Source organism: Sphingobacterium paludis (assembly GCF_004364125.1).
GTDB lineage: Bacteria > Bacteroidota > Bacteroidia > Sphingobacteriales > Sphingobacteriaceae > Sphingobacterium > Sphingobacterium paludis.
Window position 1 is genome coordinate 102,321 of the sequence record NZ_SNZV01000006.1, and the last position, 14,795, is coordinate 117,115.

Consider the following 14,795-nt stretch of genomic DNA (forward strand, 5'->3'; position numbering starts at 1 on the left):
GCGTGTTACCTTTATATTTAAGTATCGAGGGATTATATTCCTATCAACATAAGCAAGAGATAGATTTTACAAATTTAACCGAGGCCGGGCTTTTTGGTATATTCGGAAAAGTGGGCTCCGGAAAATCATCAATCCTTGAAGCGATCAGCTTTGCGCTGTACGGCGAAACTGAGCGCTTGAACAAGCAGGAAAAACGCACGTACAATATGCTTAACCTGAAATCCGAAGCAGCCTGCATCATTTTTGATTTTATCAATTTCGAGCAGCGCACCTTTAGGTTTGTCGCGCAATGGAAAAGGCGCAAAAGATTTGAAGAAACCACATCTTTGGAACGTTTCGCCTATGAATGGAAAAATAATGAGTGGATGCCATTAGCTTCCGCAGATGGAGCCGAGGTCACACGTCTTACCTATCCAAACTTTAGGCGGACGATCATCATCCCGCAAGGGCAGTTTAAAGAATTTCTCGAGCTTCGTGGGAAAGATCGATCCGATATGATGAAAGAGATTTTCAATCTTAATCGCTTTGATCTGGGACCAAAAGTCTCGCAGCTACAGCGGCAGAACAACAGTAAAATCGAACTGTTGAAAGGTGCACTTTCAGGTTTTGAAACCGTTAGCACGGAAATTTTGCAGCAAAAGAGAACGGAATTCGAAACAGCACAGCAGGGTCTTAACGAGCTGAAGGCAGAAACAAGTGCCTTAGATGTCGAGCTAACCCGAATGGCCGAGAGCAAGCGCTTACGGGCAGAACTCGCGGTCAAAAAGCAAGAAGTAGCGACCTTAAAACTAGATGAACCCAAGATTTTGCAACAGCAGCGAGATCTGGATAGTTACGAAGCTACTGACCGCGTCTTCCGGGAAGTCCTCAATCAAACCCAACGGCTCAATAAGGAAAAAGAGCAGGTCACCTTTAAGCTGGAACAGCTAACCGCGCGTAAGCAGCAGACGCTATCCCGCTTGGAAGAAAAAGAAACGCAGTGGCATAAGATTGCGCTTGATCATCAGCATGTCGAACAATACAGGCGCGAGAGCGAAGACCTTAAGCTGCTGATATACATCCAAAAACAACAGGAGCAAAAGAACATGATCAGCAAGCGTATCGAAGACGGCAAACCACATCTGGAATCTGTCCAGCTAGCAGAAACTACGCTTAAGAATAACATACTGGATCTGGAATCCAAGCTTGACAGCCTCAAACATAAAAAAGTGGATACAGGAGTGTTGCTCGCCTTGGAAAGCTGGTATCAAACAGCGGATACGCTGATGGAGAAGCTTAACGATATCAGCGCTCAAAAAGATGCGGTAACAATTGAAATTTCCCGTATCCAAAAAACATTTAAGGAACATGGGACAGTAGTTAACACATGGGAGCAAGATCTCAAACAAACGGAGGATAAGTGGAACGAGCAGCTGCTTGAGCTTCAAAAAGAAGAAACACATGTAAAAGTGCAGGCGAAGCTTAGTGAATTTGCGGATAATTTAGTAAACGGGCAGCCCTGTCCCCTCTGCGGTTCATTAGACCATCCAAACCATATGGTTTCCGATGATGCTTCTGCACGACAGAGCGAGCTGTTGATAAAAAAAGATACCATAAACAAAAAATTAACGGCCCTTAAAACACAATTTCAAGAGCTAACGCGAAGCAGCGTTTTATTGAAAGAAAAACAGCTGCAGGTGGATCAGCTTGTTTTAATGGATTCCAGATTGAAGAAGCAAAGGGAAGAACACGCCTCTACATTTCGCTGGAATGATTTCACGCCGGAAGACAAAACGTCGTTTTTAGCGTACAAAAATGACAATATTCTTGTCGAAAACAACATTAAGCTTACAGAGGATGAGCTAAAAGATACGCGAAGCAAGGCTGCCGCATCGCAAATGAAACTCGAGAAGTATAGGGCGACTATTGCCGAACTGGAGCAAAGCCTCGTCGTTATAGACAGCCTTGTACAGCAGAGCGAAAACCAACTGCAGATTTTAAAGGCGGAGGATTTCGCGCATCATAAGGAATCTGTTTTGGTCACCCGAAAACAGGAAATAGACAACAGGGTACAGTACCTGGAAGACACCTACAAATCACTTACAGAAGCTATTCAGCAGCTCAAGACAGCGTTTGCCGCGATCAATGGTGAGCGCGCGGCAGCTAAAGAACAATTTCAAAACCTTTACCAGCAGCTCAGCGCAAGGCAAGCTGAAATTTCAGCTTCGTTAAAAGAACATGGCTTTGAGGATATTATCCAAGTGCAGCAAATCCTACAGAAGCAAATCCATATAGAACACACGCGTAAAATAGTCCAAGATTTCAACGTGAGTCTCCAAATCTCATCCAAACAGCTTGCCGAGCTGGAAGAGAAAACAAAAGATGATGGCTACGACGACGATATGTACCAAGATCGCCTTCAACTACATGCACTTAAAAAGGAGGAGCTAGAATTGCGCATACGCGTAGTCGGTGCTTTGGAAAAAGAATGCGCGCGATTAAAAGTGGAGTTTGAAAAGAAGGAAAAGCTGCTTGAGGAGTATGAAAAGCTACTGGCCAGAAAGAGTAATTTGACGACCTTGGAAAATCTGTTTCGCGGTTCCGGCTTTGTTAACTATGTATCCAGTATCCATCTGCAACGTCTTTGTGAGATCGCTAACCAGCGCTTCCACCGATTGACCCGTAACAATTTGAGCCTCACTATCAATGAAAGTAACGAATTTGAAGTGATAGATTTCTTGAACAATGGTTTCCGGCGGTCGGTGAAAACGCTCTCCGGTGGTCAAAGTTTTCAGGCCTCGCTATGCTTGGCGCTTGCACTTGCAGAAAGCATACAAGCACTCAACAACGCGGATAAAAACTTCTTTTTTATCGACGAGGGCTTCGGTACACAAGATGCCGAAAGCATGAATACGGTTTTTGAAACGCTGCAGTACCTTCATCGGGAAAACCGGATAGTCGGCATCATTTCGCACGTAGAAGAGTTGAAAGAACGCATACCGCGATCCGCTTATGTCGTAAACGATAAGGACAAGGGCAGTATTATTAACTATAGCAATTAAAAGAAACGAAGAACGATGCGCAAAAACTATGTCATCATCGTTGCCGGCGGCAGCGGTAGCCGTATGAACAGCGACCTGCCCAAACAATTTTTACTATTGGCAGGTAAGCCTGTGCTCATGCATACCATAGAGCGCTTCACGCGTGCTACAAGTAACCCGAAGATCATCGTCGTGCTGAACGAGTCTTTGTTAAACTATTGGAAGATACTGGGTAAGGAACATCATTTCGAAATTCCGCACGCTGTTGTCAAAGGTGGCAACAGCCGATTTCAAAGTGTAAAAAATGGGCTGGAAAAGATATTTCAGCTAGAGGCTGACAATCTAGAGCAGGTGGGTATTGCCATCCATGACGGGGCTCGGCCGTTAATTTCGCCGAACCTGATAGATGATTGCTTCGACGCACTGTACGAACATCAGGCTACGGTTGTTGCTGTACAAAGTACAAACTCGGTTAGGATAGGCTCAGTTTCGGAAAGTGAATCTATCGACAGAGATAGCGTTTGGATGATTCAAACACCACAAACATTCAGCGCACAGGTACTAAAAGAAGCCTTTTTACAATCGGAGCTCGCATCCTTCACCGATGATGCTTCCGTTGTAGAAAAATTGGGCTATCCTATACACATCATCCCCGGTGACCATAAGAATATTAAAATCACTTTTGAAGACGATCTGAAGATAGCCCAACTCTACTTACAATAACGTCAAACTTAAGCGGCGCCTCTGATAACACGCAAAAGAATCGCGATAATAGCTATAACTAATAAAATGTGAATGATACCACCTGTTGCGTATCCGCCGAAAAAGCTAACCGCCCAAATTATTACTAAAATAACGGCTACTAAATAAAGAATGTTTCCCATAATTTTACAATTGAAATTAAAAATCCTTGTTTTTATTTACATCTATTGAACAAGGTAACTATGGGAAAAGTTTTGGTTTATTTTCACTATTGTTTTTGGCCTTAGATCACGATAGATAAGCCATCATAGGCCAGCTTAACACCAACTGGCAAATCACGGCTAATATCGTCATGCTTTCCAAAGCGATGGCTGATATGGGTGAGGTAGGTTTGTTCAGCGCCCACCTCCTTTGCAAAGGCCAGTGCTTCCTCCTTCGTGAAGTGGGATATATGAGGTTCGTTTTGCAAAGCGTTTACCACAAGTACCTTCACGCCTTCCAATAGCACTTTTGACGTATCTGCCACCGTTTTTGCATCAGTAATGTAAGCAAAATCGCCTATCCGAAACCCCAACACGGGCATCTTATGATGCATCACTTCGATAGGAAGAATGCGTAATTCCTTAACAAAAAAGGGTTCACCAGACACAATGGGCTTCAATTCCAATCGCGGCACGCCTGGGTATTTTATTTCGCCGAAAGCGTAGTAAAATTCCCGCTTTAAGGCCTCATGGGTAGCTAAGCTTCCATAGACGGGGATAGATTGCTGTTGCTGATAATTAAACGCGCGAACATCATCCATACCTGCGATATGGTCTTTGTGGGAATGCGTAATCAGCACCACATCCAAATGCCTCACGTCCTGTCGCAACATCTGATAACGAAAGTCCGGCCCCGTATCAACAACGATATGCAAATCACCGATTTCCATATAAATCGAAGTGCGCAGTCTTTTATCCCGGCCGTCTGTTGACTGGCAAACATCACATTGGCATGCGATCACGGGTACGCCCTGGGATGTGCCGGTGCCTAGAAATGTCACCTTCACAATTCGGCCTCTACTTTCCGTATAGCTTTATAAAATTCGCGCTTCTTATCGTCCAAACTCGACAGATCAATGTCCATCTCGCGAAGCAACTGAATCAACGATTGTATCCTTACTTCTAGGTTCGAAAATTTATTTACCATAATCACTTTGGTATGTTGGAGTACGCAAGCACCCGTCCGGAAGGAGCCTTTTTCGTACCGCACTCTATACCCAAGATCGGCAAACAGCTCTTCGAGCTTTCCTAAATTATGTTGTGTAAATGGAATCACTCTTCTTTATTTTAAGCCAAAATAACAAACTTTGAACGATATACCGATTTTAAAGTGCTGTTATTTTTTTAACCATACTTTTTCTATATAACTCCCTAAAAATCCGGATCCATAAGCAATAAGTTGTGTATAAGCGGCTAGTACGCTCAACACGCCGATCCAAACGCTTTTTGTAGTAAGACACGCATGTAAGAAGAGTAAAAAGGTATAAATCGACAATAGCGAATTCCCGAACAGCATCAATATCAAAACAACCACAGATGTCGTATGAAACAAAATGCCAACAACATTGAGTACGAGTAAACAGGCTAATCCCAATACAAACACCGCCGGTAAAGCATGAACCGGTTTTAATTCCTGAGGAAACATTTGGTAAATATCGATGCGACCTTTACCAAAAAAGTTGGTTTGTTTGAAAAATTGGAGGAATGTCGCACGCCGCTTATGGTATACAAAAGCTTCAGGGATCAATCCTACGCGAAAGCCCATATCAATCATCCGGATACTGAACTCAATATCTTCCGAGCGCCTCGGAAGCTTGAAGCCCTTAGTTAAATCATACACCGCTCTCGACAGGCCCATATTAAAACTTCGGGGATGAAAAGCACCCACCCGCGCTTTATTACCACGAATCCCACCAGTCGTAAACGGACTGGTCATCGAATAGCTAATTGCCTTCTGGATCGGCGTGAAAGATGCGTGTGCAGCATCAGGTCCGCCAAAAGCATCCCAGCCATCTCGCCGCAATCCCTTTATGACCTGGTCAAAATAATCATGTGGCACTAAAATATCTGAGTCAAATACGATAAAATAATCTCCCTTAGCCCGCGCAAATCCGAAATTACGGGCAAACCCCTGCCCCTCATTGGGCTTTTCGAAATAGCGCACATCCAGCACATCCACGTACTTTTCCACAATATCCTTCGCAGGCTTGGTAGAACCATCCTCCACAATGATAACCTCAAATTGGCGGTATCGTTGCATCGTTAACGACTGCAACAATTCGTCAATTTCTTGTGGACGATTGAAAAGCGGAATAATAATGGAAAAAAACATATTATATCACTTCCTCGATATGATATTTATTTCGGTCGGTTGAATTTCTGGAGACCAGTTCAGCGATAAACCCCGTAAGAAAAAGCTGCGTTCCGATTAAAATGGCTACGAGCGATAAATAAAACAGCGGTTGATCCGTTACGTTTCGATAGGCGGTTCCATGTGCAATGCTCATCAACTTATCAAAAATCAAGTATATCGTAATAAAAAAGCCTATCAGAAAACTGATAACACCAATCGCACCGAAAAAGTGCATTGGCCTTTTTCCAAACTTTCCGACAAAGAAAATCGACACCAGATCTAGAAAACCCTTAACAAATCGACCCGCACCAAATTTCGTTGTTCCATATTTGCGCGGGTAGTGTTTAACGACCTGTTCTTCAATCTTAGTAAATCCGGCCCATTTAGCCAACACCGGGATATAGCGATGCATCTCCCCGTAAACCTCTATGCTTTTCACCACCTCTTTCCTGTAGGCTTTCAAACCGCAATTGAAGTCATGCAGATTATGGATGCCAGACATCTTACGTGTAGCGGCATTAAAAAGCTTTGTAGGTATGGTTTTGGTTAGCGGGTCATAACGCTTGGCCTTCCAGCCAGAAACCAAATCGGCGCCCTTCTTAATACAAGCGTAAAGGGCGGGTATCTCGTCTGGGCTATCCTGAAGATCAGCATCCATGGTAATGACCACATCTCCCTCGGCCGCGTTAAAGCCAACGTTTAGCGCTGCAGATTTCCCGTAGTTTCTGCGGAATTTCACCGCGATGATTTCCGGATGATTTTCCTTCAGGCTTTGGATAACCCGCCAGGATGAGTCGCTGCTACCATCATCGACCAGAATGATTTCGTAGGCGAACCCATTTTCCAACATGACCCTACGAATCCAATCCGTTAATTCGGGAAGGGATTCTTCCTCATTAAACAAAGGAATTACAACTGATATATCCATACTTACTAAAAACGGAGACTGTTTAAAGGTGACTAATTTTCTTCATGATCTAAAGTCGGAAAGACGACGTGCCCAGCATACATCTTGCTTTTTCGCTTCTCCGCACAATGAGCCCTATTAAATTATGTATGTCCCTCTAAACAGCCTCTTTTTGACGTAATTTCTTTAATTAATTTTTATCTTGCCATGGATGAGCCCCATCACCCGGTTGTGGGATATTGAGGAATGCAGGCTTCTCACGCTTTAAAATAGCCGCTAGTATTAATGCAAACACAAAATACATAATCAAGCTCACTCCAAGCCCCTTCAATGTCTGCCCAATCGAAAAGGTCTGCGCTTCGTCGCGCGTCTTTTCTAAATCTGCCACTTGCTTGTCAATGCGATCATCGTCAGCACCCACACTTTCCATCGTCTCGATGGTGAAATTGATCGTCTTGTCGAAAATAATTTGTTGTAGTTCCGGCTTTACGAGGTTAAAAACGGTGGTACCAACAGTGGACAAAATAACCGAAACGGCTAGCATGGTAAAAATACCCTTTAGCGCCTCGCTGAACGTCCAGAACCCGCCTGCAGACTTACGTAAAACAACCGCGAAATACGCAGATAAACCAATCAGTAGCACAATACCTAAACCTCCGGTCACTAAGGACGCTACTTTGAAATTCGTGCTATTGGCTAGTACGTAAAACGAAACAATATTGATCACCAGTGATAAAACACCTAAGTAAAGGCCCAACCGGATGCCGTCCTTTCTGACGGCTTCAGCAGAGAATTCATTGTTCAAATCGGTCGACATAATTTATTTGTTAAAGTTTATAATTATTTGATAGATGGCTAGGTCCGAAGAAACATTCGCAGCATGTGTTGTAAACTCGTCCAACTGCTGCGCCGAAGGTGCTTGTTCTGTAAAAAAGCTTACCATAGGATAGAACAACGCTTTCAGTTCGTCTTCATGAGACAGCGTGGACGACACCTTAGCAATTTCTTCGAAAGAACTTTCTACTAAAATCTGGTTGGCAATAACTTTCTCATAGATTGCATATTCATCCTGAAACTCATCTTCTTCTACCAATAAAAATTCTTTCAGGTAGTCCTCTAGCGATGGTTCGATATCATCGTCTGCGCACTCCCGGAGATAAAGGAATATATTGAGCAACTCCGTACCTCTATCGATCGTTTCTTCTTCTATGGCTTCCCATTCTGCAGATTCCAAATAGTCTTCCTCCAATTTTTGGACATCCTCTACAAAGAAATTGACCATTAAAAGGTCGAAAAATATTTCCCGAAGCTCCTCGAAGCGCTGATGGTCATCAAACGCCTCATCAAGAGCCGCTACTTTCTCCATAAAGGAAGCTTCAAGATTGAAAGCCTTTTCCAAGGCAGACGATATCGCTACATGATCTGTATTTTCCGTTTTTGCGTAGGCCTCTAGCCCAGCATCAAACGCACTTTTTACTTTTGCATCCATATGTTATGTATTTTCGACCAATTGGCCATGATTAACTATAGCTTTCACCTTTCCGGTCAATTCTTGCCCAAATAACGGGCTGTTTGTTGATTTTGATCTATTCGTAGTCGAATCAAACATCCACTTATCTTCCACAGAGAACAGCACGAGGTTAGCTGTGCTTCCTTCTACGAGCGACGGAATTTCCTGTCGTACAATCTGCCGCGGAGCAACCACAAGCTTGTTCACAATATCTTCGGCCTGCAGTCCAGCCATTACCAATAGGGGTAATGTTGTTTGTAAACCTATAATGCCATCGTTGGCAATCTGAAATTCAACATTTTTAAACTCTACCTCATGCGGGCTATGCTGTGATACGACTGCATCTATCGTGCCGTCTTTGAGGCCTTTTAACAGTGCTTTTACATCCTTATCCGTACGTAGTGGAGGATTCACTTTAAAGTTGCTGTCAAACCCAAGCACCGCATCGTCACGAAAGACCAGATGGTGTGCAGCAACATCACAAGTTACCTTTACACCCCTTGCTTTTGCTTTCCTTATAAGATCCACAGACTCCACGGTAGATATGCAGGTAAAATGGATAGGCGCATCATGATATTCCGCCAGCGATAGATCACGTGAAACCATCAGGGATTCGGCCAAGTTTGGTTTGCCCTTCATCCCAAGAAATGTACTCACTTCGCCTTCATTCATTTGATTGCCGCCGGCAATAGATTCATCTTCTGCAAAAGAAATGACCAGTGCATTGATACCTTTCGAGTAGAGCAACGCCCGGGACATGAGTCCGGCCTGCTGCACGCTGTGGTTGCCATCTGAAAAAGCAATTGCCCCAGCACGCTGCATGTCATACATTTCTGCAAGCTCCTTCCCTTCCCGTTTTTTGCTAATGGAGCCCACCGGATAAACATCAACGACGTTTCCCTTCGCTGTATTGATGACAAGAGCGATCTCAGACCGGCTATGCAGCGGCGGATTTGTATTGGGATACACGGCTACACCGGTGTACCCACCACATGCGGCAGCCTCTGTACCGGTCACAATATCTTCCTTTGTTTCAAGACCTGGTTCGCCAAAATTGGCATGCAGGTCAAAGAAACCAGCCGATACAATAAGCCCGTTTGCATCAATATTCTGCACGTCCTTATCCGACATTTCTAACTTATTTCCCACGCGATCAATAATGCCGTCTTTGATCAAAATATCAACAACCTCGCCATGAAGCGCATGATTTGGCAACACAAGTTTAGCAGAGGAAATTAAAATAGTACCCATGTATAGTATTTAAAACGAATGAACAACAAAAAATGGAATAATGAAGAAGGTTAACACCCACAGCGGACGGGGTAACAAAAGCTGTTTTTTTTCCGAAGAAAAACCAATGAAATATGAGTGATGTACGTCCAAATCTGCGAACTGTTTCATTGAAAAACAAATGTACAAAATATATTGGAACGCCCTTCTAAAAATATGTGTTTTTGAAACTATTCGCCCCAAGAGTAGCTATCCACGCGGATGTCACAGAGGGCTAGCACCCGATCCACCACCGTAGCAGCAAGTTCTTCGAAGGTGTTGGGGTTACTGTAGAACGATGGGCTTGCCGGACAAATAATGCCTCCAGCCTGTGTGACAGCAGCCATATTTTGGAGGTGAATATGACTTAAGGGCGTTTCTCGCGTCACTAAAACCAACCGACGACGCTCTTTTAAAATAACATCGGCGGCGCGGGTGGTCAAGTCAGACGAGATACCGTGTGCAATACGCGCTAAAGTTCCCATCGAACATGGACACACGATCATCGTATCAAATCCTGCAGAGCCCGACGCAAATGGAGCCATGAAATCGCCCTTATCATAAAATTTGTGGCTATACCGTTGAAATTCATCCGTACCTAATTCAAATTTCCAAACGTCTTTTGCATTATCCGACATGACAACAGCAACCGCGTCCACCTGCGTCTGCAAATTAGCTAATTTATCCAATAACACTTTTGCATAGAGTGAGCCACTGGCTCCCGTAACAGCAACTACTACTTTTTTCTTCTGCATGTTCGTTTCGATTACGCAAAGCTAACAAAAAAACAGATGGAAATGTTCGCTATGGACTGGTATAAAGACAAACGCCTTCTTAACAAAGAAGTTAACCACTTGAAAACAAAAAAATTACGACATAACATTTGACTTTATAAAAAAGTAAGGGTCGAATAAGACTATTCGACCCCACATCTACCTATGAAAAACATGCCCTTGGGGAGGGCAGTACAAAAGTACCTTTAAGTTTAAAATACACAAACTTTTCGTAAAGTTTTTTTAGACAATGTAGAAAAACAACTACAAGCATTATCAGGAATATCACGAAAATAGAGATCCATTATCATTCCGATGGGATAATCCGTCAATTCCTATAATTTTCTCAAAATTTCAGCAGATAATACATCTGCTTTTTGTAACGACGGTAGGATCTCCTCATCAGATGGTAAACGAACGGGGTAATTTTGAACAGCCTAAATATTATTCACAAATTAGCTGATTTTGGTATTTTTTTGTTTAATTCGTATACGTCAAACACACACACGGATGAGTCTATACAAGCTAGAAGAATATATTGAGACGGGGAATCATCATGATTTGGAAATACTGCTTCGTACGCAACCTGAGCTGTTGCGGGAACAAACTAGTCATGAAATTTCGCCACTACTCTTGGCCTGCTATTACCATAAGGAGCAAGTGATCAAAACATTACTCAATCACTTAAACACCATTACGATCCACGAGGCTTGTGCTATAGGGCTCGCTCCGCAGGTAGAAATGATGTTAAAACAAAAGCCTGACGTCATCGATGAAATTTCTTCGCATGGCTTTACACCATTGGGGATAGCAACGCATTTCGGGCAGGAAACTGTAGTGCGGATATTGTTGCGCAAGCATGCAGACCCGAATATATGTTCGCAAAATGGCTATCACGTCTATCCGTTGCACACCGCATTGACCGGGCAATATGATCAAATCAGCAAAATGTTGGTCGAGGCCGGCGCAGAAGTGAATGTGACACAAAACGCCCGCATCAGCCCCTTGCACATTGCAGCTCAACAAGGAAATATCGAAATGATTATTATTCTACTCGAAAACGGTGCGGATATCACATTGAAAACGGACTTAGGAGCCACCGCCTCGGACCTTGCGCTTGAAAAAGGATTTAAGGAAATTGCCGAGATACTTCGTATTACGTAGTCTTTAAAATAGACAATCCGAGCATGCACGACAAGCATCTTTTCTGATCGCAATACTTCTTTTTCAATAATAGCAAGCCTTGCGAATCTGCTGCGGACTCCGCGCTGTAGCCACGATCGTGGTACAAGCGTACAACCGCATTATCCTCCGCGCCTAAACTTTCTAACCACGATAGCGCGCTATGCTGTAGCGCTTCCAAGCCCATCGCTTTCGCAAAAGCGAAGACGACAGGCGCAAATGCATTAATCACCAGGTGGCTCCTAAACCTGTGCGATAATGCGACGGTATGTGGCGCTGTACATTTGGTAAATCGATAATGATTTTTCCAGTATTCGTTTATCGGATATTGCTGCAAAAGCTGAAAAAGCTCATCTACGGAGCTACATCTTAAAATCTCTTCGAAGAGGTAAGGCTTTGCGCAATACATTGCGGCGAGCTGCGCCAAACGAAAGGTAGGAAAGTTTGCGGGCCTCATGCGTAGAAACTTCCATTCAAATGCCTGCAATTGATCCAAACCATGTAGGCCTTTCAAATATTGGTATTCGCCACGGAGCCGCCGCAGGTAATCATCATCTACAGCATTGCCCAAAAACCCGGCTTGCCCGAAGAAAATTGCATCCGTTTTAAATGGATCGTTTTGGTAGCGTCTTATGATATTTAAGTCAATCAGTCGGGCAAACTGCATAAATACGTCGGCGTTTACCTTGCTGCCAAAACTTCGCGCCAATAAAATAAAAAGGATACGTTCCCAATTATCATTCGTTTCCAGCATCAGCTCTTTAATGCGGCTAAACTTATCTTCCAACCTTTCCACAAGCAGACGCTCCAACATATTGCGTTTGATAAGGGGCGATATCCCGCGAAGATGCTTCTCACAAGGGATCCATGACATATTGCACATGATTTCCTGGTAATTAACCAACAACGAAGGCGAAAGCAACTCTCCGATGCACAAACATGGGATACGTGTGCCGTCTTGCCGATACGTCTGAACGGCATTCGTATATACCACATGAAGAACAACAGTATTATACGCCGCGTCTTTGTTATGTTGGTGTTTGAACCAGTCAGCCCCATTGACATGGAGTTCCACATGCCCAAACCAGAACTGCCCGGCAATATACACCTGTGCATATAGAAAATCCGGACCTGCGTCTCGGTTAATCTCACCTACAAGATCAATCTTAATTTCTTCACCATCTGTGCTATAAAGTTCTAATTGGTTAAAAAGCCTAAATTGCCAGATGAAGTGTAACAATTCTTCTGCAACCATAGGTTAAATATAAAAATATTCCAGTAAATAGTCAAGAGAAATATTGCGGTATAATTTTGGATGTATTGTGGATAAAGCATAGTTATGAATAAATACGCTAAGAAATTACGGGCTTCAAAAAATTTTAGGCATAAGGAGTTTGCCACCGATATCGCTACCGAGATAGATCCAGCATTTGCTACCGATGAGTTGAAGAAAATTCGCAAGAAGCTAGCAAAGCTACAGGATATGATGTATGCGCACAACCGCTACAACGTATTGATATGTCTACAAGGCATGGACACCGCCGGTAAAGACAGCCTAATACGCGAATTGTTTAAAGATTTTAATGCGCGAGGTGTGGAAGTAAAAAGCTTTAAAACACCGACCTCATTGGAGCTGCAGCACGATTACCTTTGGCGACATGCGATCAATCTGCCTGCGAAAGGTAAGTTCGGCGTTTTCAACCGAACACATTATGAAAACGTATTGGTTACCCGCGTGCACCCGAACTATTTATTGAATGAACACATTCCCGGTATTGAAGATGTTGCGTCTATTCCGAAGTCCTTTTGGAAAGACCGTTATCAGCAAATCAACGCCTTCGAAAAACTGCAGACGGATAATAAGATGATCATCTTAAAATTCTATCTGCATTTAAGCAAGGATGAGCAGAAACGCAGGTTGCTACGTCGCATCGAAAAGGGTCAACACAACTGGAAGTTTTCGCCAGCAGATCTCAGTGAAAGGAAGCTTTGGGATACCTATATGGACTGTTATGAAGATACCATCCAGCACACCAGCAAACCCAATGCTCCCTGGTACATTATACCGGCAGACAACAAAGCGGTTGCTCGATACTTAGTCGCCAACATCCTCTTGGAGACCCTCAGCAAATTTAAAGACATCAGCTACCCGGTACTTGATGATGAAATCCAAGAGCAATTGAATCATTACAGAAAGGAGCTGCAAAATGAATCCTGAGGATTTCATCAGCATTTCACCAGCTATAAAAACCCTATACTTGCACCTCCATCCAATGGAATAGCTGTACCCGTAAGAAACGAAGAATAATCAGATGCCAGAAACGCTACTAAATTGCCGTATTCTTCGGCTTTGCCTAACCGCCCCATCGGGATAGCCGATAGACGTGCTTCTTTAATATCGGAAAAAGGGACGCTTCGCTTATCCGCTTGCATTTGCATGAGCGATTGAAGCCTGTCAGTATCAAAAAATCCGGTAAGTATAGTATTTACCGTGATGTTGTCTTTGGCCACTTCCGATGCCAGTGATTTGCTCCAACTCGCTAGCGCGGTTCGCATGGTATTGGATAGCACAAGCTCTGCACTTGGCTCTTTTACGGTCATCGACGACACGTTGATCACGCGACCGAAATGTTGCTTCCGCATGTGCGGGATGGCTAGGGTTGTCGTCCATACAGCGTTCTGGAACAATAAATCAAATGCTTGTTGGTAGTCGTGCTCGCCCTTTGAAAAGATATTTCCTGCAACGGGGCCATTGGTATTATTGATTAAAATATCAACTTGCTCCTTCGCAAAAAAGTCTTTCATCGTGCTTTTGTGTGCTTCGTAGTCGTTAAAATCGGTCAATAGATAGCGATGATGCTGCCCTTCGCTCGTATCCAATTCTTTAACGACCGCTTGAAGCTTGTCCTCATTTCTTGCCATCAATATGACATCTGCTCCGCAAGAGGCCAATACGGTGGCTATCCCCTTCCCTATGCCGGCGGTGGCTCCGCCTACTAATACTTTTTTTCCTATTAATGATATATGCATAACAATTT

Annotated in this window: 15 protein-coding genes; 4 read left to right on the forward strand and 11 right to left on the reverse strand. The window is 43.6% G+C overall.

The genetic code is table 11. From position 1 onward, the window contains the following. Positions 1–2 precede the first annotated feature (2 nt). Positions 3–3,041 carry an SbcC/MukB-like Walker B domain-containing protein gene (locus tag B0I21_RS12825; RefSeq protein WP_133640887.1) on the forward strand — a complete coding sequence of 1,013 codons (3,039 nt, stop codon included), beginning with the start codon at positions 3–5 and terminating at the stop codon, positions 3,039–3,041. Between the two features lie 15 nt (positions 3,042–3,056). Next, on the forward strand, positions 3,057–3,743 hold the full coding sequence (locus B0I21_RS12830; RefSeq protein ID WP_133640888.1) for a 2-C-methyl-D-erythritol 4-phosphate cytidylyltransferase: 687 nt from the start codon (positions 3,057–3,059) through the stop codon (positions 3,741–3,743). A gap of 8 nt (positions 3,744–3,751) precedes the next feature. On the opposite strand, the gene B0I21_RS12835 is transcribed toward B0I21_RS12830, so the two are convergent. The 9 genes from B0I21_RS12835 to B0I21_RS12875 form a co-directional block, all read right to left on the reverse strand. Next, a complete protein-coding gene (locus B0I21_RS12835) occupies positions 3,752–3,904 on the reverse strand; it encodes a lmo0937 family membrane protein (RefSeq protein WP_117624894.1) in 153 nt (50 codons plus the stop codon). A 101-nt stretch (positions 3,905–4,005) separates the two neighbouring features. Beyond that, positions 4,006–4,770: an MBL fold metallo-hydrolase gene (locus B0I21_RS12840; RefSeq protein WP_133640889.1), complete on the reverse strand. Its 765-nt coding sequence runs from the start codon at positions 4,768–4,770 to the stop codon at positions 4,006–4,008. Then, on the reverse strand, positions 4,767–5,039 hold the full coding sequence (locus tag B0I21_RS12845) for a hypothetical protein (protein ID WP_133640890.1): 273 nt from the start codon (positions 5,037–5,039) through the stop codon (positions 4,767–4,769). The genes B0I21_RS12840 and B0I21_RS12845 overlap by 4 nt, the downstream gene beginning before the upstream one ends. Before the next feature lie 60 nt (positions 5,040–5,099). Then, positions 5,100–6,095: a glycosyltransferase gene (locus B0I21_RS12850; protein WP_133640891.1), complete on the reverse strand. Its 996-nt coding sequence runs from the start codon at positions 6,093–6,095 to the stop codon at positions 5,100–5,102. Between the two features lies 1 nt (position 6,096). Next, positions 6,097–7,044 carry a glycosyltransferase family 2 protein gene (locus tag B0I21_RS12855; protein ID WP_133640892.1) on the reverse strand — a complete coding sequence of 316 codons (948 nt, stop codon included), beginning with the start codon at positions 7,042–7,044 and terminating at the stop codon, positions 6,097–6,099. A gap of 169 nt (positions 7,045–7,213) precedes the next feature. After that, a complete protein-coding gene (locus B0I21_RS12860) occupies positions 7,214–7,840 on the reverse strand; it encodes a DUF4199 domain-containing protein (protein ID WP_133640893.1) in 627 nt (208 codons plus the stop codon). A gap of 3 nt (positions 7,841–7,843) precedes the next feature. Further along, complete coding sequence (locus B0I21_RS12865) at positions 7,844–8,512, reverse strand: hypothetical protein (protein WP_133640894.1); 669 nt, start codon at positions 8,510–8,512, stop codon at positions 7,844–7,846. 3 nt (positions 8,513–8,515) lie between these two features. Next, positions 8,516–9,784 (reverse strand): dihydroorotase, encoded by a 1,269-nt coding sequence (locus B0I21_RS12870; RefSeq protein WP_133640895.1) that lies wholly within the window; start codon positions 9,782–9,784, stop codon positions 8,516–8,518. A gap of 209 nt (positions 9,785–9,993) precedes the next feature. Next, positions 9,994–10,557 carry a UbiX family flavin prenyltransferase gene (locus B0I21_RS12875; protein ID WP_133640896.1) on the reverse strand — a complete coding sequence of 188 codons (564 nt, stop codon included), beginning with the start codon at positions 10,555–10,557 and terminating at the stop codon, positions 9,994–9,996. Between the two features lie 528 nt (positions 10,558–11,085). On the opposite strand from B0I21_RS12875, the gene B0I21_RS12880 reads away from it, so the two are divergent. Beyond that, positions 11,086–11,739 (forward strand): ankyrin repeat domain-containing protein, encoded by a 654-nt coding sequence (locus tag B0I21_RS12880; protein WP_133640897.1) that lies wholly within the window; start codon positions 11,086–11,088, stop codon positions 11,737–11,739. On the opposite strand, the gene B0I21_RS12885 is transcribed toward B0I21_RS12880, so the two are convergent. Continuing rightward, positions 11,732–13,012 carry a DUF2851 family protein gene (locus B0I21_RS12885; RefSeq protein WP_133640898.1) on the reverse strand — a complete coding sequence of 427 codons (1,281 nt, stop codon included), beginning with the start codon at positions 13,010–13,012 and terminating at the stop codon, positions 11,732–11,734. The two genes, B0I21_RS12880 and B0I21_RS12885, sit on opposite strands and share 8 nt — an antisense overlap. A gap of 84 nt (positions 13,013–13,096) precedes the next feature. Between B0I21_RS12885 and B0I21_RS12890 the strand changes: the two genes are divergently transcribed. Continuing rightward, a complete protein-coding gene (locus B0I21_RS12890; protein ID WP_133640899.1) occupies positions 13,097–13,975 on the forward strand; it encodes a PPK2 family polyphosphate kinase in 879 nt (292 codons plus the stop codon). A 23-nt stretch (positions 13,976–13,998) separates the two neighbouring features. Here B0I21_RS12890 and B0I21_RS12895 read toward each other — a convergent pair whose 3' ends face one another. Next, positions 13,999–14,787, reverse strand: a complete 789-nt coding sequence (locus tag B0I21_RS12895; protein WP_133640900.1) for an SDR family oxidoreductase — start codon at positions 14,785–14,787, stop codon at positions 13,999–14,001. Positions 14,788–14,795: the final 8 nt, after the last annotated feature.